This window comes from Brevibacterium sp. H602 (assembly GCF_051172395.1).
Lineage (GTDB): Bacteria > Actinomycetota > Actinomycetes > Actinomycetales > Brevibacteriaceae > Brevibacterium.
Genome location: NZ_JBPIZD010000011.1, coordinates 16,808 through 40,960 on the forward strand (window position 1 = coordinate 16,808; position 24,153 = coordinate 40,960).

The following is a 24,153-nucleotide window of genomic DNA, read 5'->3' on the forward strand; positions in this document are numbered from 1 at the left end:
ACATGAGGTTGGGCCCGGAGTTGCTGAAAATGAACAGGAACTCCGGGCCCCATTTGTCGGAATAACGGCGTATGGCTGAACACACACCAATCCCGCTTGGTTGATACATGAGATCCAATTTGCGTTTGGCTTCGCCCACTTGTCGCACGTCGCTGATACCTTGAAGTCATGTACGAAGATTCTGTTCGCGACACAATCCGACAGTTCATGGCAGAACGCGATTGGCAGCAGTTCCACTCCCCCGAGAATCTCGCGAAGAGCGTTTCCATCGAAGCGGGAGAACTACTCGAATGTTTCCAATGGGGAGATGCCGACCTCGAGTCCGCAAAGGACGAGTTGGCTGATGTGCTGACCTATTGCATGTTGCTCGCGGACAAGCTGGACCTGGATCCCGACACCATCATTTTGGACAAGCTGGCCAAGACTCGCGAGAAGTATCCGGTGGAAAAGGCTCGAGGCACGAGCGTGAAATATGACCAGCTTTAAAGTCGAACGCTTCCCCTTCGACGCCGACAAGGTCAAAGCGTGGGGATCCGTCGACCCTCGTCACAGTAATTGGCCCGTCGTGTATGTCATGAACAATACAGAAGAGGTCTATGTCGGCGAGTCCCTCAACGTAGAGGGCCGGATGAAGCAGCACCTCGAGTCTGACTCTAAGCGGAACCTTAAATCGGTCAGAGTTGTTCTCGACGACACGTTTAATAAGTCTGCCTGTTTAGATCTAGAGTCGTTTCTCATTCGAATGTTCCACGGCGACGCGAGTCGACAAGTCCTCAACCTCAACGCCGGAATCACCGATGCCGACTACTACGACCGGGACAACTACAACAAGACGTTCCGACAGATCTTCGAAGAGTTGCGAACTCAAGAAGAACTCTTCAAACGCACCATTCCGCAGATCGTCAACAGCGACCTCTTCAAGCTTTCGCCATTCAAAGCGCTGAAACATGACCAGGCTGCCGCGGTGAATGACATACTCGAAGGCTTCTTCGATGACCTCGAAAGCGGCGTCGACAATACTGTAGTGGTCGAGGGCAACCCCGGTACGGGCAAAACGGTGGTGGCCATCTATCTGCTCAAACTGCTCGAGGACATCCGGCGGCATGATTCGGAGGAGCCTCTCGACATAGATTCCATCTTCAGCGACTACTTCACCCCTGGACATGCAGAGTTGCTCGAATCTCTGCGATTCGCCATCGTCGTCCCTCAACAGTCGTTGCGCGACTCGATCGCTAAGGTGTTCAAACAGACGCCCGGTTTGAGTAGAGGCATGGTGTTAACGCCGTTCCAAGTCGGCGAGAGCTCAGACCGATTCGATCTCCTTGTTGTAGACGAGGCACACAGGCTCAACCAGCGAGCGAATCAGGCCTCGGGACCACTCAACAAGAAGTTCATTGAGATCAACGAGAAACTGTTCGGCTGGGACGATCCGCAGAAGACGCAGCTAGATTGGATTCAGAAGCAGAGCCACCACTCGATCCTCATGCTCGATGTCGGTCAAACCGTTCGACCTGCTGATCTGCCAGCGACCATGACTCGGGAGCTCGCCTCCCGAGCCAGAGCAGCCAGCCGCTTCTACCGCCTACAAACGCAGATGCGGATCTCTGCCGACAAAGACTATGTCAGATACATCCGTGACATACTCAGCGACACCCCACCGGCATCACGCGAAGACTTCGGAGACTACGACCTGCGGATGTTCACCGATCTAGGCGAAATGCGACGGGAACTTCAGAAACGCGAAGCGGAGCACGGGCTGTCTCGTCTGGTAGCTGGCTATGCATGGCCGTGGAAGAGCAAGAATGACAAAACCGCGTACGACATCGAACTTGATGGCCAACATATGCGCTGGAACACAACCACTACTGATTGGATCAAATCTCCAAAATCGGTGAACGAGGTCGGTTCGATCCACACCGTTCAGGGGTACGACCTCAATTATGTCGGGGTCATAATCGGCAACGACCTCCGATACGATCCCGTCGCAGGCAAACTCTTCTTCGACCGCTCTAACTATCACGACAAGAAGGGACGCGAGAACAACCCCAAGCTCGGAATCAAATACACTGACGAAGATCTACTCGAGTACGTGAAGAATATTTATAGCGTGTTACTCACGCGAGGAATTCGGGGCACATATCTGTACGTCTGCGACACCGCTCTACGAGACCGACTCCAAGAATTGTTTTGAGGGCACCGATCAACTCAACTGAGTGTCCGAGTCCCGCAACCTATAGGATCTGAGACACGTTGGTTACGAAACACTTTCGCTTCTGGCTCTTCAATGCTCAAGAGCTTAGGAATAGTTGTCTAGCCCGCTCCGGCTGTGCTTACGCGGCAGTGAAAGTAAAACTCCATCTGATGCTTGCCTCGGAAGGACGACTCGGGCAGTGCCGGGCATTCCGTTTCGCCGATGAGGTTCTAACGAGCTACAAGCGTCAAGGACTCGTGGCATGACAAGGCGATGGACGGCTTGTGACCGATGAGAGTCGTGAAACACTCAACTAGTGCGCAATATACAGTTGAGCAAATCGACTATGTTTGGTGACGACTCTCTTCGATGTATTGACACAACATGCAACTGCTACATGGAGCTGTAGGAGAAGTGCCACCGGAAAATTCGGAAATTGCGAAAGTACAATTAGTGGAGCGTGCTCTCTCGCATGCTTTAGAGGGAGGCTGTGCAGTCCAATGGCAATTACACCTTATTCAGTTCGGAGTTTCAAGGCCCTTGCGGAACGAGAGTCACGCCGTGGTGAGAACCTAACACGTTCCGTACCGGCAGTAAAAGACGCTGTTGTTGCCCTTCGGCTCAGACGAGACCAATACAAAAATGAGGTGACCTCCCTCAGCCTAGACAGCCCCGCCAGGCTTCTTGCCCGCGACCGATTCCATTCGGATCGCAAAAAGTTGCGCCAATACCGCGACGAAGCTCTTGAAGACGCGCTACATGAAGCGTTAATCCAGTTCGAACAGGCCTTATGGGACGGCAGTTTCACCTTTGGTCTCACTCAAGCAGTAAAGCTCGGAGATCGGCAGACCTATCGAATCAGAGACACGTTGGAAGTTGCCTTCCCTGCAAAGCAAGCAGCTGCCGTCATTCGAGGTCTCCGTGCCGCCGAGATGCAGAGCCGCAATGGAATAGTGCGTTCGCTCAAGGAGGCCCTTGGAAAGAAGTACTCGCATGCCATCTATCGGATTGACATCACGTCGTTTTTCGGATCAATTCCGCACGATAAGCTGCTAGCACGACTTGGCTCTTTGAAGCGACTCGACACAGTGAGCTTGGCTCTTGTATCTCAGCTACTCGATGAATTTGCAAAAATCAACGGCACACGTACGGGAATTCCACAAGGTGTAGGCATGAGTTCCCATCTCGCTGATTTCTATCTTCATGAGTTTGACCGCGTCATGAAGGCCATCCCCGGCGTGCTGTTCTACGCACGATACGTCGACGACATGGTCCTCGTCTTAACGGATGAGGCAGCGCTGGATATTGTAAAGGCCGAAATCGAGATGCAATTTCGCAAACTCTCCTTGACACAGAATCTTGCGAAGACTGTTGCAATCGTTACTGACGAGAACGGCGACTATCCGGCGGGTAGCGCGTTGCAGTATCTGGGATACAGGTTCACCCGAACCCGTGGGAAGCTGACGACTGGCCTTACTGAAAGCCGCCATCAGCGCAGAATGAAGCGCTTGGAATTGACCTTTCAGTCGTGGCTGAGTTCCTCGCCCGACGCAGCACGTCCCAATCACGGCCACGATGGCCTGTTGATGGATCGGTTGCGCTATCTGGCTGGCAATACCAAACTGTTGAACTCGAAAGATAATGTGGCAATTGGACTCTTCTTCTCGAACAGCGCCTTGGACACTGATGCGACGGAGTTAACAGAACTTGACGCCGCGCTGGAGAAATTCAGGAGGGATCATTCGAACAAGATGTCTGAGCATCTGAGAAAGAAAATTAAAGCCATTTCGTTTCAGGAGATGTTCACTCAGAAACCTTTCTATAGATTCAGTCAGCGAAAAGCACAACGAGTTATTCAGATTTGGAAAGGGTTCTTATGAAGCATGAAACGGTAAGGCGCGATCCACTTAGGGCTCTAACCTCAGAAATGCTACCCTATGAAGTGCCACTCCCTTTCAACACGTCTATGTTGTATGCATTTTTACGCAAGATCAAATTCGCCTGGCTCGACGAGCATAAGTTCAGAGTTTCCAAGAACCGATTCGGGAAGGCCGAAAAGTACTGGCTTGAGCTCGTGTTCGACGGCATGTCATTCGGAGGAGGAGCATGCCAGGGTGGCTATATTTTCTTCGACTTAAAATCACAAAAGGGAGCCGCGTATGACCTACGTCATCCATACAAATATCGTGCCAAGCGAAATAACGGAAAGAACCGCAATTTAGCTTTGCCCCACCCGCAGTCGATGCTTGCGATGGCGTATTTCATTAGCAAGTACCGCGACTCAATCCTTTATTACACAAATAGAAGTAGCTTCTCGATTCGTTACCCGCAGAGAGTCGCTCGCCTCTACACCAAGAGAGACACTGAGTTCGCTCATCGTAGGGACAATGAGGCATACGGATTTGAACAATACGACCTGGAATACGAGCATGTCACCTCGTTCTTCTCGTACCGACGCTACAACAACATTAACCGTTTTTACTCATCTCCTGAGTTTCGGGCGTGTGAACGAAAATATCCAAGACTGGTGCGAGCTGACGTGTCTAAATGCTTCGACAGCATCTATACACATACTGTTTCGTGGGTCACGAATGGCGTTCGGGCGAGCAAAGAATTCCACAGCGAGGGCAGAGTCGATGCAACTTTTGGCGCCAAGTTTGACCGATACATGCAGTATTTGAATTACGCGGAAACCAGTGGGATCATCATTGGTCCGGAGTTCTCGCGTATTTTTGCAGAGATCATCCTGCAGGAAGTTGACGTACGGGTCGAGCGGCTGCTGCTGGCTAAAGAAGGCATGAGGGCTGGCCGTGATTACGAGATAATGCGTTACGTTGACGACTATTTCATTTTCCTCTCGGATGCTAAGAATAGCCAGCGAGTCGAGGAACTGCTGGCGAGCCAGTTGAGCGAGTTTCGGTTGCACCTCAATGATCACAAACAGCGAGAATTTGACACTCCTCTCCACTCGCATGTCTCCGTCGCAAAACTCAGAATTCGAGAGAGCCTCGAGCGTCGCACAGATTGCACCATCAATCTTGAAGCCGAAAATCCGAATGCAAATCTTTATTTCTCGAGCAGTAAGGCGATTCTCGACTATAAAGCCACGTTGATTAACACAGAGCTCGAGCCCGGAGACATTGCTAACTCGTACTTATACGAGGTTGGAAGGAGAGTGTCTGCGACAACCAAGAAGTATCGGAAGTACATGGACTTAGTCCGCGCAGAAGGCGACGCGAAGAAGCTCGCTTCCGCTCAAACTGCGTTGGTCAGCTACCTCGTTTCAAACCTGGACACAGCTATGTTTATATACGCGGGAGCGCAGTCAGTCTCTCATAGCATTAAGGTCACTCGACTCATAGTCGGTGCCTTGAAGGAATTGGAAGACAATCACCTCGGTCCCCTTCAGATTCAATCATTTAAGGACAAGGCGTTGCGGGAAATAGAGGCCCAGTTGACTGCTGTCCGAGATGAAGCTGAGTTTGGTGTGCATACTTTACTGCTTGCTGACTGTTTGATCTACCTGAACCCGAACGTCGCCGAAAGCCAACTCTTAGAGATTCTGAGCCGAAGGGGCGTTGAACCTGATGAGCTAGACGCGTTCGGAGTACTCACATTCTTGCGGAGGTATGGCGAGAGGACTGAACGTAGCCCACTCAAGACAAGCTTGCTTAAACGAGCAAGAGCACTTGTTGATCTAGGAGCATCAGACCGTAAGTTCAATGCAGCCAGGGTCATTCTGCGAATGAGCCTGGCTGCAATGCCAGGGCTGTCTGAGACGGAAGTGAAGGAAGCCACTGGTCTTTCGGGGGGAAAGGTGAAGGCTCTGATGAAGAGCAAACTGCAGCCATCGCTGTTCGCTTGGAACGCTAGCGATGACTACCATCAGCGCCTGCAACTCAAAATTGCCCAAATGGTATACTAGTCGATGCAGCCACGACGCAATAGTCTTTAAGACTCACACACTGGCGCAGGGAGCCGGGCGTCTCGAAGCTCCAAGTGTCGACCAGGCTTTTGCCTGGTCGATGCGCGTATCGTAGGAGTTTCTCGCTTAGTGGCTTGGTTAGCTGGCAAGATGCCTTCGTGTGATCTTACGGTTTCGCCTTAACTCACTTTGTGATGGCGTTGAAGCCCGACTTCTCTGCCCACAGTTATTTCCACCTTGCGATCTCGTGATCGGTTGGAATGGGTACACTCGGACCCTCCCCGGGTGCCTCGTATCTGTAGGCATATGAGTCGTCTCGTCTGCGAAATGAGAGCCTCAGCCCGTCCTGTTGAGGATTCTGCTCGTCGGCGGATAAGTTGATTCTCGAAGTTTTGTCTCGTGACCGAGCAAGCAGACTAGGTGCACATTACTAGTCATGAGACGCCCGTATCGCCCCTTTATAAAGTAGGATAGTTGGCCTCGTTGGGCGTCCTCGAAACTGCTCCAAAAGCGTCTTGAAGCTGTGTCCCTCCACGTAGACATGAGCTGGTCCTATTCCGACACCCGCTTTACCGTGCCGACGAGGAACACGTACGACAGCACGCCGACGATCGTGACTGCAGCCATGTAGACGAACGCACGAGCGAAGTCGATGTCGGTGACGAGGAAGCCGATGACGATCGGTGTCGCGATTGACGAGAGGTTGCCGATGAAGTTGAACATTCCTCCGGTCAGGCCCAGCAGTCGTTCTGGTGCCAACGCAGACACCAGTGACCAAGTGATCGACGCGAAACCGTTGCCGAAGAACGCAATCGACATGAACATGATGACCCAAGCTGACGAATCCGTGTAGTTCGCACCGAGCATGAACACGGTCATTGCCATCCCGATGATGATCGGCAACTTCCGTGCCATACCCAGAGACAGGCCCTTCTTAACCATGAGGTCCGAAACCGTTCCGGAAAGAAGCACCCCAACTAGGGCGGCGATAAATGGCAACGAGGCCATGAAGCCCGACTCGATGTAGTCCATTCCTCGGTAGTCGACGAGGTAGGTCGGGAACCAAGTAAGGAAGAACCACAAGGTCGAGGTCAGACAGAACTGGCCGAGGTAGATGCCCCACAGTCTCCGACGAGTCAGTACGACCTTGACGTCGGACCATTTGAGCTTCGGCTTTGCCTCCTTCTTCACCCCGCTCTCGACATCGACGAGTCCCCCGCCTGAGGCGATGAGGTCGATCTCGGCCTGATTGACGCCGGCCTTGTCACGCGGCTCCCGGTAGACGAACCACCAGATCGCGGCCCAGATGATGCCGACGACACCGGTGAGGATGAACACCCAGTGCCAGGTGAGCACCGTCTGCAGCCAGGAGAGCATCGGAGTGAGCAGCGCTAAGCCAATGAACTGACCGGACGTGTAGAAGGCGATGACTCGACCACGCTCACGCTCCGGGAACCATGCGGTCGCGACTTTGTTGTTGATCGGGTACGCGGGTGCTTCAAAGCCGCCGACCATGAGCCGGAGGATGATGAGCGCGATGAAGCCGCCAGACATTCCCATGAATAGAGTTGCGAGCGACCACAGCACGAGGCACGACGCATAGAGCACTCGCGGTCGGACTCGATCGACGAGCCATCCACCAGGCAGCTGGATCGCAGCGTAGGTCCAACCGAACGCCGAGAGCAGCAGCCCCTGTTGCCCCGTGGTGAGATCGAATTCCTGAGAGAGCGCCGGCATCGCGATGGACAGGTTTGCCCGGTCCATGTAGTTGATGACGACGGTGATGAAAAGGAGAACCGCGATGATGTAGCGGATTCGGGTCGGCTTGGTGACTGTGAGGCTATCGAGCTTCGTCATTGGTCTCTCCTCACCATTCCGCGAAGGAGCCGTCGGCATGACGCCAGATCGGGTTGCGCCACCGGTGGCCCTCAGCCGAGCGCTCGATGACGTACTCCTCGTTGACCTCGACGCCCAGACCGGGCCCGGTCGGTATCGTGATCATGCCGTCGTCGTAGTCGAAGACCGACGCATCGGTGACGTAGTCGAGCAGATCGTTGCTCGTGTTGTAGTGGATACCCAGGCTCTGCTCCTGGATGAAAGCGTTGTAGCTGCCGGCGTCGACCTGGAGGCATGCGGCAAGCGCGATAGGACCCAGAGGGCAATGCAATGCGAGTGCCACGTCGTAGGCTTCGGCCATCATGGCGATCTTCCGCGTCTCGGTGATGCCACCAGCGTGGGAGACATCAGGCTGGATGATGTCCACGGCACCGGAAGCGATGACTTCACGGAAGTCCCACCGAGAGAACAGCCGCTCCCCCAGAGCGATCGGCGTTGGCGTGTTCGCCATGACTTCACGCAGTGAACCGAAGTGCTCGGACAACACAGGCTCTTCAATGAAGAGAAGCCGGTACGCTTCGAGCTCTTTGATGAGAACCTTGGCCATCGGCTTATGGACTCGTCCATGGAAGTCGATGCCGATGCCGAAGTCAGCACCCGTGGCGTCTCGGACCGCTTGCACGTTCTCGAGGACCTGATCGACCTTGGTGTAGGAGTCGATGAACTGCAGCTCCTCGGTGGCGTTCATCTTCACCGCTGTGAAGCCGCGGTTCTTCGTCTCCAGGGCAGCTGCCGCCGTATCGCTGGGACGGTCACCGCCGATCCAGGAGTACGTGCGGATGCGGTCGCGAACTTTCCCACCGAGCAGCTGATGAACCGGCTGATTGAGCGCCTTGCCTTTGATGTCCCACAGCGCCTGATCGATGCCGGAGATCGCGCTCATGAGAATCGGCCCGCCACGGTAGAAGCCACCGCGGTACATGATCGTCCACAGGTCCTCGATGTTCGCAGGATCCTTGCCGATGAGCAGGTCGGAGAGCTCATCGACGGCGGCAGCGACGGTGGCGGCCTTGCCCTCGATGATCGGCTCACCCCAACCGACGATCCCCTCGTCGGTTTCGATCTTGAGGAAGAGCCACCTCGGCGGCACGGTGTACGTCGTCATCGACGTGATCTTCATTGTTCTTGCCTTTCGTTCGGTGGTCGTCGTTGATGTCAGAAGGATTGAGCCCACGCCGAGGCGATCGCCTGGGCCCGGGTGCGCACGTCGTCGGGGCGGTCGCCTCGGCGATAAAGGGAGGAGCCGAGGCCGAGGCCGGCAGCACCTGCCTTTCGCCATTCGGCCGCGTTGTCGGCTCCGACTCCCCCGACAGGGAAGAGTTCGGTGCCGCTGGGAAGAACTTCGCGCCAGGCTTTCATTCCGCTGATCCCCACCGCCGAGGATGGGAAGAGCTTGACGTTGGTGGCGCCGGCTTTGACTGCGGCGAAAGCTTCGGTCGGGGTCGCTGCACCTGGGTATGGGGTGAGCCCAAGCTCGAGTGCGGTTGTGATGACGTCGCGGTCGGTGTCGGGGGCGACGATGATGCGGGCCCCGGCCTGTTGGCACTCGTTGACCTGGTCGGCGGTGAGCACCGTGCCGGCGCCGACTTCCACCTCGTGTCCGAATCTCTCGACCAGTTTTTCGATCGAGACCAGCGGGTCGGGCGAGTTGAGTGGCACCTCAATGGCGGAGAAGCCGGCGTCGACGATGCCTTCGGCGATATCGAGGATTTCTTCAGAATGAACCCCGCGGAGGATGGCGATGAGGCCGGCGGGAACAGAGTCAGGCATGGGCGTTCTCCTTAGTCGGCACGATGCCGGAGTGTTCAGCGATGCGGAAGAGTCCGGTGGCGGCCGCGCGTGGATCCGCGACGACAGTTTCCCGACCCAGTCGGTTGAGTGCGCGTGAGTAGCGTTGGGTGAGGCTTGTCGATCCGCAGATGATGACCGGTGCGGAAGATTCGGTGTTCAGTGTCAGCTGGCTGGCCACCTCGGCCCCGATGAGCATTCCTGACAGGTAGTCGTTGACCTCATCGCCGAGCAGGCGACCGTCGAGGGCCCAGGTGCGGGCGGAGAAGAGCGACGAGGTGAGGACAGCGGGGTCATCGGCTCCGATGCTTACTCCCCAGTTGAAGGCTTCGAGGTGGAAGTCTTCGGTGGGTTCGGCCAATCGGGCGAGGATCGACGAGGTGCTCAGCAGGCCGAAGATTTCGCCGCTCATCGAGGTGGAGAAGTCGGTGACGCGAGTTCCTTCACAGGTCACCCATTTCGTGTGGGTACCGGGAAGGACCACCGTGCGCTGTTCTGTGAGTTCGGGAGTGAGCAGTCCGAGCAGCTGGGTCTCTTCACCGCGGATGACGTCGGGGGCGTTAGTCTCGCTCGCGGTCTTCTGCAGGCCGGGAACGATGCGGAGGTCGAAGGTGTCGAGTTCAACTGTCGTGAGGTGCTTGCCGAGATCTCCCAGATCGGTCGGCAGATCGAGATAGCCCGCCTCGGCGATTCCTTGGGTTGAACCGATCATGCCGCTGGCCAGGACCGGAGGTTGGCCGAATTCTGTGAGCCAGTCACCGATAGTGGATTGCGCGATGCGGGAGAAGTCGGCGCGCGGGTCGGCGGAGTCCGCGCCTACAGCCATGATTCCGTCCGGTCCGTTGCGTTCGGCGAGGATCTGTCCGCCGTTGCCCATGAGGAACGCTCGCAATGAGCTAGTACCCCAGTCGAGGCCGATCATCTGCGGGGCCTCGGGTGGTGCCAGTTTTGCCATAGAAGTCACTATGGTCACTGTGTTCATCATGTGCCACCCGTGTCCCTATATGTGGGATCGATGACATACTGGTGGAATGACCGAGAACCTTGACAGACGTTCGAGTGAACCCATCCCCCAGGGCACACAGACCCTGGCAAGAGGACTGCAGATCATCAGCGCGGTGGCGCATGGCTCGACGACGTTGAAGGCCGTGGTCGACACTACGAATCTCGGCAGGTCGAGTGCGCACCGCATGATTCAGCTGTTGGTGCAGATGGGTTATCTGCGCCATGGGTCGCCTGGGGAGTTTCGGCTCGGGCCAACTCTCATCGAGTTTGGCTTCACCGCGCTCAACCAGGACCCACTGCCGGTGGTCGCCAGGGAGAATCTCGAGGCTCTGGCCGAACGGACGCAGGACACCATTCATCTCTCGGTCGAAGATGGGGAGTCGGTGCTCTACCTGCACAAGATTCCGGGCACGCGTGGGGCGGAGATGCGATCGCGCATCGGCCACCGGATGCCCTTGACTCGGACCGGCGTCGGGAAGGCATTGCTGCTGGGACAGGAGGATCGGTGGGAGAGGCTGTTTACTGCGGAGAACCCTGAGGCAGATTCGTCGGCTGTGGAGTCATTCGTCAAACGGATGAACGGCTACACGCGCGATGGGGCTACATTCGACCTGGAGGAGAATGAACCAGGCATCCGGTGCGTGGCTGCACCAATCAGGGACGGCAGCGGGGAAATCGTCGCCGGCATTTCGCTGTCAGCGACTCGTCCGTTCATGCCGAAGGACCGGATGCAGGCGTTGGTACCGGTGATGAAGGCTTCGGCGCGGGAGATTTCGGTGAAGTTGGGGTATCGGCAGGGCTAGATGATCGTTAAACAGAGTCCCAGCTGTAATGCGCGTTACACACCCGGCTCTCGAACTCGGTCGATCAGCCTTCATCCAACGAGGCGAGGATACGCTCAGCCGGTCGAAGATGTTCAGAGAGAATCCGTTTGAACTCACCTTCGTCGAAACTGCGCCACGCATCTATCATTGCGACGTGGTGCTCGTCGTACTTCCTTATGAGGTCTGGAAATCGCATCCCGGTCTCGATACTCACTCGTTGCTGCCTCGATCTGAGAAACTCATAAGTCTCAGACAGAACCGAGTTTCCTGCAGCGCTGACGATTGAATAGTGGAACATCCAATCTGTCTGAGAAGCAGCTACTCGCAGTTCTGGGTCGAGAGGCGACTCATGTTGGGCAGCAGTAGTTCGCAACCGGTCTTCCAACGCGGATAGGGCCTCGTCAGTCACCGAAATCTTAGTCTCGCAAAGTAATTCAATACTTCGCCCCTCGATCAGTCGGCGCACTTCATAGACCTCGAGAAGCTCTTGGGCCCCGATGCCTCTGACCTGTGCTCCATGGCGAGGGGTAAGAGTGATGTACTTCTCTGCCGCGAGTTGATTGAAAGCCTCTCGCACCGGAGTCCGAGAAACACCGACAGCTTCGCATACTGTCGATTCCTCGATGTAATCATGACCGTGGTACACACCCGAAACAATGGCATTTCGAACCCAGTCGAATGCAAGCGAACGCGCCAGCGGCCTCTTTGCCTCCACCTGGTTCTCCCTTCATTCCCATCATCTCGCAGCTAGTCTTGATAGATTCTAAGCCCTAGATTGAACTCGCTGTTATCGCGAGTTCACCTCAGCAAACGCTTGCCTCCTCTTCTTCTGCGCTGCAGGGTCCGGTACCGGCGCAGACAGCACGAGTCGACGGGTGTACTCGTGCTCGGAACGGTTAAGGACATCTGACGCCCTTCCGAATTCAACCAGACGACCGGCTCTGAGTACCGCGATGCGGTCGGCGAGTTCTTCCACCACGCCAAGATCATGAGTGATGAACAGACACGAGAACCCGAGTTCATTCTGCAGTTCTTTGAAGAGATCGAGAACCGTCGCCTGTACCGAAACATCGAGTGCTGAAGTCGGCTCGTCCGCAATGAGCAGACGTGGCGAGAGGATGAGAGCCCGGGCGATGCCGATGCGTTGGCGTTGCCCGCCCGACAGCTCGTGTGGGTACCGTTCCACCCATGAGCTGGGAACCCGGACTCTTTCAAGCATTTCCTCCACCCGTCGACGAACCTCCACTGAGCTCATTTGCATGTGTAGCTTCAACGGTTTCGCGACGATTTCTCCAAGAGTCTGTCTCGGGTTCAGCGACGAAGCAGGATCTTGGAAGACCATGCTGAACTCACGTCGTTTTGGCCTGAGCTTCCGTGAGGACAATGAGGTGATATCAGTTCCGCACACCGACACGCTCCCGGAACTTGGCTTCAGCAACCCCATGGCACAACGGCCGAGTGTGGACTTTCCGGAGCCTGATTCACCGACCAATCCGACGACTTCACCTTGCATCACATCGATCGAGACATCCTCGACAGCTTTGAAGTCTTCGGCTCCCGCTCTGCCAGGGTAGGTGATCTCGACTTTGTCGAAACGCAACACACTCGATTCTGGGGACGCTTCTGCGGAGCTGCTTACGTCTGCAGATGCCTTGTGTTGAGTCTTTCCTAGGTGAGGTACTGAGTTGAGGAGGTTCTGAGTGTATTCCGCTTTCGGAGCACCAAAGAGATCCCCCACCAACGCCTCCTCCACAATTCGTCCCTCGCGCATGACAATGACGCGATCCGCGAGGTCGGCGACCACACCCATATCGTGGGTAATGAACAGAACCGATGCGTTCAACCTTGCGCCGAGATCTCGGAGCAGTTCAAGGATTTCGGCCTGCACAGTGACATCAAGCGCAGTTGTCGGCTCGTCCGCGATGAGTAGATCCGGATCGCAACTGACTGCCATAGCAATGACTATTCGTTGCAACTGACCACCGGATAATTGGTGAGGATAGTGGTGGATCCGACGTTCGGGTTCGGGAAGCTGCACCAGATGAAGAAGTTCGAGCGCTCGGCGTTGCGCGTCGTTCTTGCTCATTCGACTGTGAGCGCGAATAGCCTCGACGATCTGTTCGCCGATCGTGTACACCGGGTCCAGCGCGGTCATCGGTTCCTGAAAGATCATCGCGATCTTCTGGCCCCGCAATTGTCGCAGTTGGTCGGAACTGAGTTCGAGAAGGTTCAGCCCGTTGAATTCTATCCTGCCGTGCACCCGAGCATTGGGAGGAAGCAGACCGAGAATAGCCATCGACGACACGGACTTGCCGGAACCGGATTCGCCGACAATTGCGAGTACCTCACCGCGATTAACGGTATAAGACACGTTATCGACTGCAGCCGCACCCTTACCCGACATTTCGAAGCTGACCGAGAGGTCGTCCACCTTCAGCAGAGTTTCACGTTCCAGACGATCGTTTTCCTCAGGCATGTTGTCTCCGTGGAATCACTTCGAACCTGCGATTGTGCAACCCAGGATTGAGCGACCGAGTACGGGAGACGAGATCAATATCGATGTCCACCGTCCCGAACGAGTTCCCCGTACCCAGGTCCGTCAATTGCAGGCCCATGGGGTCGAAAGCGGCGGAACGACCAATCGATCGTTCTCCGGATTCCCCACTTCCGACGATGAAGAAGCTGTTCTCAATGGCTCTCGCTCTCAGCAGGGTCAGCCAATGTTCTTCTTTGAGAGCACCTTTCACCCATGCAGTGGGAACCGTCACCAGTAGACTTCCCTTATCTGCCAGAACTCGGAAAATCTCAGGAAAACGCAGGTCATAGCAGGTTGCCAATCCGATCCGCACACCGTCGACATCGATAGTGACCGGTTCGGCAGGGCCGGCGATCACCTTGTCCGACTCCCTGTCGGAGAAGGCGTCATAAAGATGGATCTTGTCGTAAGTGGCGACGATTTCACCCCCGGACGCTACGAAGAGTGTGTTCTTCACCTTCGTCTCATCTCCTGGAGTAAACGCACCAGCGACGATTGTCACTCCGGTCTCCGATGACGCTTTCGCCAGCGCGCTTCCGAAACTTCCGTCTGGATCTTCGACTCGTCCAACCAATGATTCGTGTTTGTCTGGAAGCCGGATCATCGCCGCCTCGGGGCAGACCAGGAGCGTCGCTCCTTCGGCCGCTGCGCGGTGAGCATCGGCGACAATATGCGCGGTGTTCTCAGCAATCGTGGGACTGGCTGCAAATTGTGAAATTGCGACCTTCATGTCATATCTCCTTCAGTTCGTCGCCGTATTACGGTCATATTCCCGGACGTACTCGGCACAGAAGCCCATCACTCTGCGAATCCATTCAGCTCCGGTAGCCTTGTCGGCAACGCTGACATCTCCGGTGACTCCGTTCTTACTGACTTCAGAGAAGTCCCAGTAGACAGTGCCCGGTACGGTATAGTCTCCGATCTTCGCGTCGGCATAGCTCAACGGTGTCCAACCCGACTCGCTGTTCAAACCGCCGGATTCCGCCTTCGACATGTCGACCTGCTCGGGGAATATCGCAAGCATCGCGGACAGCTCAGGCTCAGCACCGTGCCCATAGACCGCAGCTGCATCGTCGTAGACGTCTCGCATCAAGCCGTAGCCCAATTGCCATGGGTAGACGTGACCGATGAGTACACCAAGGTCCCTCCGACAATCAACTGCCGCCCCCGAAACTGGGCCGACGTTTCCACCGTTGTTATCGACGAGAACGATTCGTTTGAAACCCGACTGCACAAGCGATTCGATGATGTCTCGGACTACCGCTTTCAGCGTCTCGGCGCTAAGGGAAAGATTTCCCGCGAACCCGCGAAACGTCGGTGAATGGCCGTAATGCAAGGCCGGCGCCACTAAGGTGTCGACTTGACCATCAGTGAGCTCCGCAATCTTGTAGGCGGCCCATTCTGCAACTATGGAGTCTTCGTGTACCGGAAGATGCGGCCCATGCTGTTCGATGGCTCCAATCGGTACTAGTACGACTGGATTGCGATCTGCAGCTTCTGCGACCTCGGTCCAGCTCAAGCGGCCCAAGCTCTTGGAGTTGTCAATCATATGAGTTCCTTTCAATTGGTTATCGTGAGTGAGTCTTGAAGGTCAGCGAGCGAAAGCGCGCCGAGGATCGAGAACGTCCCTGAGCCCGTCACCAAGAACATTGACTGCGAGGACGATTGCGATGAGCAGCAATGATGGATAGATCAGCATCGTGGGCTGTACTTCGAGGAAGTCTCGGCCGGAAGCAATCATCGTGCCCAAGGAAGCGAGAGGCGGTTGAGCCCCCAATCCAAGGAAGCTCAGTCCCGCTTCGACCTGAATTGCGAAGCTGAGGCTCAAACTCGCTTGGACAATCACGGTTGACATCACGTTCGGCAGGACCGTCCGGGTGATGATGCTTGCAGTCGTCGTGCCGTTGACGCGTTCCGCGTCGACGTACTGCGCGGATCTGATCGCTACGGATTGCGCATAGACGACCCGAGTGAATCGGGGAACATAGAGAACGCCGATGACGATGACAACGTTGATGAGATCCGGACCGAGGATGGCGACAGCTGCGATCGCCAAGATGACGGCCGGAAAGCTGAGAAGAATGTCCGACCCTCTCATAATGATCGTCGACGTCCATCCACCGAGGAATCCTGCCAACAGACCCAGTCCGACCCCCGCCACCAGGGCGATGACGACCGCTCCGACGGCGACAAGCATTGATGTGCGCGTTGCGATAATCAACCGCGCGAGAACGTCTCGTCCGAAGTCGTCAGTGCCGAGCAGGCCGTCCTGAGACAGAGGAATGCCGACCTGCTCCCGATAGGTGATCGGATAGATCAAAGGCCCGAGGAGAACGACGAGCACGACGAGGATGAAGAAGACTCCGCTGATGCATGTGCGGGGGTTCTTAATGAGCCGGCGGACGATTCCGCGGGAGACCGGGCCGGTCTTCTCCACAAACTCTGTTGAGGCGAGGGCGAGATTATCGGCCATTTCAGAAGCTCTCCGTTCTCGGATCGAGAAGACGAATGACAATGTCAGCGACCAGGTTGACCACGATGACGAAGACCGATGCGCTGAGTACGACAGCTTGTATGACCGGATAGTCGCGGTCGGTCACCGCCTGCATGAGCATGGAGCTCATCCCTGGCCAACCAAATATGGTTTCGATGAGAACCGTCGACCCGATAAGCGTTGCCAACTCGACGCTGGTGATCGACACGACAGGCACCAGCGCATTTCTCAAGGCGTGATTGGTGATGACTTTTCGTTCGATCACGCCTTTCGCTCTGACTGTGCGTACAAAGTCCGCGCTGAGGGTCTCCAGCATCGCCGATCGAGTCATGCGCATAATCACCGCCGTCGACGTCGCTGCGAGCGCAACGACAGGAAGGATGATGAGCTGGAGGTGACCAACTGGGTCCGCGAAAAAGCCCACATATCTCTGAGGGGGCAGAATCGGCAGCCACACCGAGAACACAAGCAGCAACAACGTACCGGTGACGAATACCGGCAGCGATATGCCGAGAACCGATCCGCCGGTGATGATGTGATCTAGTGCACGGTCATTGCGAATGGCCGCAATCCGGCCGAGAACCACTCCGACAATGATGGAAACAAGAATCGCGAGGACAATGATTTCAAGTGAGTTGCCGAATCGAACGATCAGGTCTGGGGCAACGGGCCGACCGCTGATCAGCGACACTCCTAAATCACCTGTCAGAAGATTCTTCCAGTAGTTGAGGAACTGAATAGGGAACGCTTCGTCCAGGCCCATGGTCGACCGCATGGCCGCTACTTGATCATCTGTGGCGTTCTCACCGAGCACAGCCCGAGCCGCGTCACCCGGAATCAGTCGAATGAGCAGGAACACGATCGTCGCGACGATCACGAGCTGGATTACGGCGAGCCCGATTCTTCTGACTACGAAATTGGTCATCGCTCTTCCTCCAGCCAAACTCCACGCAAGCTGACCTGTGTCCATGCCCCCTTGGGCGGATGAGAGAAGCCACGCACGTATTTGTGGGAAGCTTCGCCCTGGATCCGACGGAGCGTATACGTCAGAGGCATCTCATCGAGCACTCGTTTCTCGACCTCCATGAAGAGTTCATTGGAGAGGCTCGTGTTCTTGGAACGCCTTGCTTCAGCAAGTAGGTCGTCGGTGCGCTTGTCATTGAAGTCCATGAACTTCGCCCACCGGCTGCCTGAAGCTACAACCTCGCTCAATGCAGCGGGATGCCCGAATTTCAGCGAGGTTCCCCAGGCGAAACTCGGATACTTCTTCGCTTCCACCGTCTCTTGGAAGGAGAGCCATTCTTGGCGAGTCAGCCGAGGGTTGACCACAGATTCTTGGAGAGATGGCAGCATCGCTTCAGCCGGCCTCGAAATGACTGAGTAGCTGCTTGTAGTGATGATGCTCAGATCGAGGTCATCTCGACCAGCCTTTCGAAGGAGGTGTGAAGCACGTTCAGGGTCGTATTCGACCGCGCCTTCGAGCTGTGAGGCATATGGTGCAACTTCGTCAGGAACAAGGCCACCGGTGATCGGTCGACCGTGCCCTAAGAAAGCGGTTTCTAGCGCAGCGTCACGATCAATACTGCATGCGACTGCCTGCCGCACTCGTTTGTCGTCGAACGGTGGCCTTGACGTGACGAACCCGAGAACTCCAAAGCCGAAGACGCTATCCGAATAGACCTCGAGCTGTGAATTGTTCTCTATCACATCGACGTGAGTCGAGGGGATGTAGTCGATCATGTCTACAGTCGCGGTGCGCAGTGCAGTCACTCGCGCGTAGTCGTCTTCCATCGGCGTGAACTCGATAGCGTTGAGATAAGGCAACTCGGGGACGAAGTAGTCGTCGAATCGTTCAATGACGATGCTCACGCCAGGAACCCTCTCGACAAAGGTAAAGGGACCTGTCCCCATCACCTCCAGGAGTGGATCTGCGCCCGATTCGATCCATTGTTTGGAGATCACGTTGGCGCAGGGGTCAGCTAATGCGAACGGGAACGCCCTGTCAGGTTCTCTGAGAGTGAAGACGATCGTGTCCGAGCTCGATGCATCTACTCGTTCAACGGAGCGAAACAACGGTGCGGCAGTTGACGAGGTATCAGGATCGATGATTCTACGCATGGAGAAGACCACGTCGCTCGCCGTCATCTTCGATCCATCGTGAAATCGGACATCCGTCCGGATCTTCACTCGATATGCGGTGTCCCCTGCCCAGCCATGTTCAAGAGCGAGATCCGGAACGATCTCTCCATCAGGGTCGTATTGGAGCAGTCCGTTATAGAGCATCTGCCGAATCACATCGGAAGCCGCGCCCGAGCTTACGTGCGGCTCGAAGTTCACCGGTTCCGTTGATAGGCCGTAGTGGAGGACTCCGCCTCGATTTGGCTCACCGTTTCCGGTGGAGATGTCGTTCCACGAGTCTGGATAGTTGGCGACTGCGCCGCAACCGGCAAGGGCAAATCCCATACCCGCTGTTCCCGCTGCGGTGAGCACGCTTCTTCTTGTAAGGAATTCTCTGGTCATTGAGACTCCGTCGTATGCGTCGTTGCACTGCGAATACGTCGAGTATACATGGAGCATTCTTAGCGAAACAAGACTCCTCTGAGATCTTTTGTTCTGGCGACATCACATCAGCCCAGTCAGAGCACATTCCCGCGGGCCAGACGTTCACACCGCATTGACTCTGACACGTGGTTTTCCGAAAGTCTGGCTCTGTGAAACTATGAAGATCTGGAAAGCGGACACGGAGTAGTGGTTGTATGACAGACGGACCTGGGACTAAAAAGTCCAAAGCCCGCCCCAGCATCAAAGACGTTGCTGCGCTGGCCGGAGTGTCCTGGCGAACAGTTTCTAACGTCATCAATGGGCATCGCTATCTGAGGCCTGAGACCAAAGCCAAAGTTGAAGCCGCGATAGCCGAGCTGGGGTATAAACCTCAGACTGCGGCGCGGCAGTTGCGGACAGGGCGCAGCAACCTCATCACGCTCGCAATTCCATACATCGATCACCCTTACTTCGCCAGCCTGGCACACGCCGTTGTCGAAGCGGCCAAGTCGTATGACTACACCGTGCTGATAGACGAAACTCGCGGACTGCCGGAGAAGGAAGAACAGGTAGCGCAAGGGTATAAGAACAGCCACGCGGACGGCATCATCTTCAGCCCCCTGACCCTGCCGGTCGAATCGATTCTGACCGCCCGTGACAAAACACCGCTCGTCTTGCTCGGAGAGCACACACTCGACCCTCGAATCGACCATGTCACCGCGGACAACGTCGAATCGACCCGTGAAGCCACCGAACACCTCATCTCACTCGGTCATCGCCGAATCGCATTCCTCGGATACCTCACTGAAGGCACCCTCGGCACCGGCGATCTCCGCCTCGAAGGCTACCGTCGAGCCCTCGCAGCAGCCGAGATCGACGAAGACCCGGATCTCATCATCGGCGCTGCCCCACAGTCCGATTCCACCCAAATGGTCAGCGCGGAGCGCGACTACTCGCGTGAAGAGGGATTCGCCCGCGCACAGCAGATCCTTCTACTGCGAAAGACGACGCCGATCGATGCTGTGGTCTGCGCCAACGATCTACTGGCTATCGGCCTGCTCCGAGCGTTCAGGGAAGCCGGCGTGCAGGTGCCAAACGACATTGCTGTCACGGGATGGGACAACACCCCGGAAGGCGGATACTCGGCACCGAGACTCACAACAATTGCCCCCGATATGAATGCGATCGCACAGTTCGCTGTCGAGGCGGTACATCAACGCATCCTGGGCTCGACCGAAGCTCCTGCAGGGCGCGTAGCTCCACACCGCTTGATGATCCGCGAGTCAACAGTGGGCGACCGGCCCTAACCACCCCGACCGAGCTTCTGCTCATTGTCTCCAGTCTTCGTGGCTTCAGTATTGCAACGTTGCAATACGCGCGACGATCTGCTTTGATCTCTATAACAGAGCACCTTCGAAAGTCCGCAATATCGTCGAATCTGCTCAGACTTGCCTACTTGTCGTCTCAACTGATTACGCCCTCAGAGGGACCGGCAAGCAGCACCACCGCCAAATAGGCCGTAAACAGTGAGAACTGAGACGCCTGGAATGATCAAGGAAGCTCATGCCTTTGAACACCACCGCAAATCCGGTCACCCACCGGGACCCTGAGAAGCCGGGTCGCATCGAAAAGCTCGGCTATGGAATGGCAGGCGGCGCCAATAACGTCGTCTGGACCGGGATATCGACCTTCCTCGTCTACTTCTACACCGACGTCGTCGGCATCGCGGCCGGCCTGATCGGCACGATCTTCCTCTTCTCCCGCATCGTCGACGGTGCCAGCGACGTGGTCATGGGTGTCGTCCTCGACAAGACTCGGACTCGATTCGGCAAGGCTCGGCCGTGGCTGCTCTGGTTGGCGCTGCCGTTCGCAGTGGTTGCCACCGCGCTCTTCGCGGTCCCCGATGCCAACAGCACCACTCAGGTCATTTACATCATCGTCACCTACAACATCGCACTGCTTGTCTATACCGCGGTCGAGATCCCGCACGGCACCCTCGGCGCGCTCATGACCTACGACCAGCACCAACGTTCAGTGCTCAACGTGGCGAAGATGATCGGGGCTTATGTCGCCATCATCGCCATCACGAACATCACCCTGCCGATCGTCGACTTCTTCGGCGGCGGCCAGTCCGGCTGGATCTACACTTTCGTAATCTTCGGCCTCGTCGCTGCTGCCATTTACTTCTTCACCTTCTGGTCAACGAAAGAGCGTACTGACCCTGTCGGGACAAAGCAGGACAAGGACCGTCCGAGCGTCAAGGCCAGTCTGATCTCGCTCGCGCGCAACAAGTACTGGTTCATCGCAACCCTGGTCCTGCTCCTCATGTACATCTACAACGCCATCACCGCCGGCGTCGCAATCTACTACTCCGAGTACGTGCTCGGCTCACCAGCCCTGGTCGGCGTGGTCGCGACGGCTCTCACACTCGCGACCTTGGGCGGGATGCTCCTCGTCGTGCCCATCACTCGACGCTTCGGAAAGCGCAACACAGCGATCGTCGGCTGCCTGATCGCGGTCGTCGGTTCACTCATCATCTTCGCTGCTCCCGACAGCACCGCAGTCGTGGTCATCGGACAGATCGTCCGCGGGATCGGCAAGGCCGCAATCATGGGAGTCGTCTTCGCCATGCTCGCCGACACCATGGAATACGGGGAATGGAAAACGGGCATCCGCATCGAAGGTCTCATCTACAGCGGCGCCAGCATGGGGATCAAAATCGGCACCGGACTCGGCAGCGCACTCATCGGTTGGGGCTTGGCGGCCAGCGGGTATCTCGGTGGTCAGGAGACACAGTCCGCAGAAGCCGTCTCCATGATCTCGAACCTCTTCATCTGGGTCCCGACGCTCGTCAGTGTCCTCATGGCAGTCCTCCTGTACTTCTTCAAACTCGACAAACAGTATCCGCAGATCCTCGAGGAGCTGCGGGCCATGAAAGAACGACAGGTCTGACCACCTAGACCACGGCGGACCACGTTGACGACCCCATCGACTCAGCAGACCAACCCACGAAATCAAAGGAACCAAATGGAGAAAGAACTTCGCCAGCCCGTCGACATGTGCCTCAAGAACGGGACTCTCAATGAAGCTGCAGTCGGGTGGAGTCGGTTCCCGGTGCACAATGCCAATCTCAAGGGCTGGGGTCGCAGGAAGCGGTTCGATTACTGGTGCGTCGTGTCACCGGAGATGATTCTCGCATTCTCCGTCTCAGACACGGACTACAAGGCCGCTACCTCTCTGTTCTTCTTCGATAGAAAGACCCAGACTGAGACGACCGCGAGCTCGATGGACTGGTTCAGGACCAATCCGTCCTCGCGTGCACCGTGGGGCTCACAGCAGATTCGGTCCGGTGACAAAGACGTCGATATCTCGATCACCTTCGGCGATCAGATCATCGCGCTCAATGTCGTCACTGCGAACGTGAATGCTGAGGTGGAGGTCAGCGTTCCAGACGACCATCAGTCGATGGGAGTCCTTGTTCCGTGGAACAGCCGACGCTTCCAATACACTCGCAAGGACAACTGCCTGAGCGCGAGCGGGCGAGTTCGGGCCAACGGAGTCACCTACCGTCTCGATGAGTCCACGACAACAGCCACCACCATGGACCATGGCCGCGGCAAATGGCCGTACGACACCTTGTGGAATTGGGCTTCCGGCAGCGGTACGACAGACGGGGAAGAGATCGGGCTGCAGTTCGGTGCCAAATGGACTGCCGGAACTCCGTCGACCGAAAATGCGCTGCGGCTGGGCGGCCAGATCGAAAAGATCAGCGAAGAGCTCGAGTGGGCCTACGACTCCGGTGACTGGATGGCCCCGTGGACGATCAGGGGCGAACGAGTCGACCTCACCTTCACCCCTGAATACCATCGGCACTCCGAATTCGACAAGAAGGTCGTCAGCAGTCGCGAAGAACAGGTATTCGGCCATTTCTCCGGCACTGTCTGGTCCCTGGCGGGACGCGAGTATCGGGTGGAGAACATCTTCGGATGGGCCGAGGAGGTCCATAGGCGGTGGTGATGTTCGGCCCTCTACGCTAATTTCTGTACCCCGAGGAACTCTCGCAGCACCGGCAGCTCTCGCCGGGCCTGCGACAGTCCCATCCGATGGGCGGCAGCAAGCCGCGAGAGATCGCGAGTGCTGTTGTCGACCGGCATGCGGTCGGGGACGAAGACATGCGCCTTGCCCTCTTCTTCGAGGGCGAAGATGCGTTCTCGAGTTTCGTTGTAGCGCTTCCACCGTGTCAGCAGCGCATCAGCCAGTGCGGGGTACTTTCGGAAGATGCCTCTGTAGACGGCAGGGAATCGCTGCGGTGCCTTCTTGTACCCACGCTCCTGCGTGAGAACGATGACGAACTTCTCGAAGCCCTCTCGCTGCGCTTGGCTTAACGCGATCCCGCCGTCCTCCCCCATTGCACCGTCGAAGAAGACATGGCCGTCAAGACGCACCGGCGGCATGACGATCGGCATCGTCGATGACGCCTGCACGCGGATCATCAGCTCGTCGATATTCGGGGTGTCTTTCTTCGACCACACCGCCTCCTCGCCGGTTTCAGCATCGAACGCGATGACCCGCATGTCACCGGTGCTTGCCTCGTAGGTGTCCCAATCGAAAGGTAGTGCCTCGTCGGGGGCACCCGCTCGTTGGTAGATGTACTCGCCATGGAACATCCCTTTGCCCCGAGCGAAGTAGCGCCACCCGCCGAATTCCTCTTCCTTGGCGAACTCGACGAACGATCGACGCACTCGCCATTTGTCCTCGGAGAGGTAGTTCACTGCAGTGGACGCTCCGGCACTGATTCCAGCGACCCAGTCAAACGACAGGCCTTCGTTGAGCAAGACGACTGCTATGGCGCTGGTGAGCGAAGCCCGCATCCCACCGCCTTCGAAGATGAGTGCGGTATCGCTGATTCGCGTCGTTCCCGCCGACTGCTCCCCGTTCGTCATATCGATCATC

Annotated in this window: 20 protein-coding genes; 8 read left to right on the top strand and 12 right to left on the bottom strand. The window is 56.6% G+C overall.

What is annotated here, in order from left to right:
- Nucleotides 1–168: 168 nt before the first annotated feature.
- The 4 genes from ACSBQT_RS09795 to drt3b all read left to right on the top strand — a co-directional run bounded on the left by ACSBQT_RS09795 (nt 169) and on the right by drt3b (nt 6,116).
- The gene (locus ACSBQT_RS09795) at nt 169–486 is read left to right on the top strand and encodes a nucleotide pyrophosphohydrolase (protein ID WP_410711329.1); all 318 of its coding nucleotides are present in this window, start codon (nt 169–171) and stop codon (nt 484–486) included.
- Nucleotides 473–2,191 carry a DNA/RNA helicase domain-containing protein gene (locus ACSBQT_RS09800; protein WP_410711328.1) on the top strand — a complete coding sequence of 573 codons (1,719 nt, stop codon included), beginning with the start codon at nt 473–475 and terminating at the stop codon, nt 2,189–2,191. The genes ACSBQT_RS09795 and ACSBQT_RS09800 overlap by 14 nt, the downstream gene beginning before the upstream one ends.
- A 500-nt stretch (nt 2,192–2,691) precedes the next feature.
- The gene (gene drt3a / locus ACSBQT_RS09805; RefSeq protein WP_410711327.1) at nt 2,692–4,071 is read left to right on the top strand and encodes an antiviral reverse transcriptase Drt3a; all 1,380 of its coding nucleotides are present in this window, start codon (nt 2,692–2,694) and stop codon (nt 4,069–4,071) included.
- Complete coding sequence (gene drt3b, locus ACSBQT_RS09810; protein WP_410711326.1) at nt 4,068–6,116, top strand: antiviral reverse transcriptase Drt3b; 2,049 nt, start codon at nt 4,068–4,070, stop codon at nt 6,114–6,116. The genes drt3a and drt3b overlap by 4 nt, the downstream gene beginning before the upstream one ends.
- Nucleotides 6,117–6,668: 552 nt before the next feature.
- Here the strand turns inward: drt3b and ACSBQT_RS09815 are convergent.
- The 4 genes from ACSBQT_RS09815 to ACSBQT_RS09830 are packed head-to-tail and all read right to left on the bottom strand — an operon-like array spanning nt 6,669 to nt 10,755.
- Complete coding sequence (locus ACSBQT_RS09815; RefSeq protein ID WP_435001649.1) at nt 6,669–7,973, bottom strand: MFS transporter; 1,305 nt, start codon at nt 7,971–7,973, stop codon at nt 6,669–6,671.
- Between the two features lie 10 nt (nt 7,974–7,983).
- Entirely contained in the window at nt 7,984–9,132 is a 1,149-nt protein-coding gene (dgoD, locus tag ACSBQT_RS09820; protein ID WP_410711324.1) for a galactonate dehydratase, read from the bottom strand.
- Nucleotides 9,133–9,167: 35 nt separating this feature from the next.
- Nucleotides 9,168–9,782 (bottom strand): 2-dehydro-3-deoxy-6-phosphogalactonate aldolase, encoded by a 615-nt coding sequence (locus tag ACSBQT_RS09825; protein WP_410711323.1) that lies wholly within the window; start codon nt 9,780–9,782, stop codon nt 9,168–9,170.
- Nucleotides 9,775–10,755 carry a 2-dehydro-3-deoxygalactonokinase gene (locus ACSBQT_RS09830; RefSeq protein WP_410711322.1) on the bottom strand — a complete coding sequence of 327 codons (981 nt, stop codon included), beginning with the start codon at nt 10,753–10,755 and terminating at the stop codon, nt 9,775–9,777. The genes ACSBQT_RS09825 and ACSBQT_RS09830 overlap by 8 nt, the downstream gene beginning before the upstream one ends.
- Before the next feature lie 76 nt (nt 10,756–10,831).
- Between ACSBQT_RS09830 and ACSBQT_RS09835 the strand changes: the two genes are divergently transcribed.
- Nucleotides 10,832–11,608: an IclR family transcriptional regulator gene (locus ACSBQT_RS09835; protein WP_410711321.1), complete on the top strand. Its 777-nt coding sequence runs from the start codon at nt 10,832–10,834 to the stop codon at nt 11,606–11,608.
- Between the two features lie 64 nt (nt 11,609–11,672).
- On the opposite strand, the gene ACSBQT_RS09840 is transcribed toward ACSBQT_RS09835, so the two are convergent.
- The 7 genes from ACSBQT_RS09840 to ACSBQT_RS09870 all read right to left on the bottom strand — a co-directional run bounded on the left by ACSBQT_RS09840 (nt 11,673) and on the right by ACSBQT_RS09870 (nt 19,179).
- On the bottom strand, nt 11,673–12,344 hold the full coding sequence (locus ACSBQT_RS09840) for a GntR family transcriptional regulator (RefSeq protein WP_410711320.1): 672 nt from the start codon (nt 12,342–12,344) through the stop codon (nt 11,673–11,675).
- Nucleotides 12,345–12,416: 72 nt separating this feature from the next.
- Nucleotides 12,417–14,105 (bottom strand): ABC transporter ATP-binding protein, encoded by a 1,689-nt coding sequence (locus ACSBQT_RS09845; protein WP_410711319.1) that lies wholly within the window; start codon nt 14,103–14,105, stop codon nt 12,417–12,419.
- Nucleotides 14,098–14,895, bottom strand: a complete 798-nt coding sequence (locus ACSBQT_RS09850) for a carbon-nitrogen hydrolase family protein (RefSeq protein ID WP_410711318.1) — start codon at nt 14,893–14,895, stop codon at nt 14,098–14,100. Before ACSBQT_RS09850 ends, ACSBQT_RS09845 begins: the two co-directional genes overlap by 8 nt.
- A gap of 12 nt (nt 14,896–14,907) precedes the next feature.
- Complete coding sequence (locus ACSBQT_RS09855) at nt 14,908–15,714, bottom strand: creatininase family protein (protein ID WP_410711317.1); 807 nt, start codon at nt 15,712–15,714, stop codon at nt 14,908–14,910.
- A gap of 42 nt (nt 15,715–15,756) precedes the next feature.
- Nucleotides 15,757–16,638 carry an ABC transporter permease gene (locus ACSBQT_RS09860; protein WP_410711316.1) on the bottom strand — a complete coding sequence of 294 codons (882 nt, stop codon included), beginning with the start codon at nt 16,636–16,638 and terminating at the stop codon, nt 15,757–15,759.
- Nucleotide 16,639: 1 nt separating this feature from the next.
- Nucleotides 16,640–17,584, bottom strand: a complete 945-nt coding sequence (locus ACSBQT_RS09865) for an ABC transporter permease (RefSeq protein WP_410711315.1) — start codon at nt 17,582–17,584, stop codon at nt 16,640–16,642.
- On the bottom strand, nt 17,581–19,179 hold the full coding sequence (locus ACSBQT_RS09870) for an ABC transporter substrate-binding protein (protein WP_410711314.1): 1,599 nt from the start codon (nt 19,177–19,179) through the stop codon (nt 17,581–17,583). Before ACSBQT_RS09870 ends, ACSBQT_RS09865 begins: the two co-directional genes overlap by 4 nt.
- A 236-nt stretch (nt 19,180–19,415) precedes the next feature.
- Between ACSBQT_RS09870 and ACSBQT_RS09875 the strand changes: the two genes are divergently transcribed.
- From ACSBQT_RS09875 to ACSBQT_RS09885, 3 genes are all read left to right on the top strand, one after another.
- Nucleotides 19,416–20,507, top strand: a complete 1,092-nt coding sequence (locus ACSBQT_RS09875; RefSeq protein ID WP_410711313.1) for a LacI family DNA-binding transcriptional regulator — start codon at nt 19,416–19,418, stop codon at nt 20,505–20,507.
- 256 nt (nt 20,508–20,763) lie between these two features.
- The gene (locus tag ACSBQT_RS09880) at nt 20,764–22,152 is read left to right on the top strand and encodes an MFS transporter (protein WP_410711312.1); all 1,389 of its coding nucleotides are present in this window, start codon (nt 20,764–20,766) and stop codon (nt 22,150–22,152) included.
- A gap of 75 nt (nt 22,153–22,227) precedes the next feature.
- Nucleotides 22,228–23,217, top strand: a complete 990-nt coding sequence (locus tag ACSBQT_RS09885; RefSeq protein WP_435001650.1) for a DUF2804 domain-containing protein — start codon at nt 22,228–22,230, stop codon at nt 23,215–23,217.
- A gap of 11 nt (nt 23,218–23,228) precedes the next feature.
- Here the strand turns inward: ACSBQT_RS09885 and ACSBQT_RS09890 are convergent, their stop codons facing one another.
- The gene (locus tag ACSBQT_RS09890) at nt 23,229–24,143 is read right to left on the bottom strand and encodes a patatin-like phospholipase family protein (RefSeq protein ID WP_410711310.1); all 915 of its coding nucleotides are present in this window, start codon (nt 24,141–24,143) and stop codon (nt 23,229–23,231) included.
- Nucleotides 24,144–24,153: the final 10 nt, after the last annotated feature.